Source organism: Acinetobacter sp. ANC_7511 (assembly GCF_056779975.1).
The window spans coordinates 1-543 of the sequence record NZ_JBWYIY010000054.1 but is presented as its reverse complement, the minus strand read 5'-3'; the positions used below and the strand labels follow the sequence as shown (position 1 = coordinate 543).

At 49.4% G+C, this 543-nt stretch carries 1 protein-coding gene; it reads left to right on the top strand.

What is annotated here, in order from left to right; genetic code table 11:
- The coding region (locus AC1M9L_RS14785) for a phage late control D family protein (protein ID WP_481592557.1) at positions 1–543 on the top strand (543 nt) is incomplete at both ends.

Here is a 543-nt window from a genome sequence, read left to right as displayed (position 1 = left end):
TGTTTAGAACCACTGGCATCATCACCGAAGCCTCACAAGGACAAAGCGATGGGGCACTGACCCTCTACAAACTCACGCTTAACGATGCAACCTCACTTTGGCACAAACGCCGCAACAGCCGCGTATTTATGAATAAATCCGTGGTCGAAGTGATGGAAATCCTCTTTGAAGAATGGCAAAACAAAAGCCCACTCTTTGCCTCGAGCCTCAGCCTAGACCACAGTGGACTACAACAACAATACGACATCCGACCCTTTATCATGCAAAGTAACGAAAGCGACTACGACTTTCTGACTCGCTTACTACGCAGTGAAGGCATTAACTGGCTCATTGATGAAGCCCAACCGATTGTACCGAGCAACAACAGCCCGATCGAAGCACAAAAGCTCCGCCTGATTGATGACAACAGCCAATACCAAGCGCTTAACCGACGCAACATTCGCTACCACCGCAGTGATGCGACAGAACAATTTGATAGCATCACCAGCTTTATCGGACAACGTAGCCTACAACCCACCGCAGTCCACCTACAACGCTGGCAAG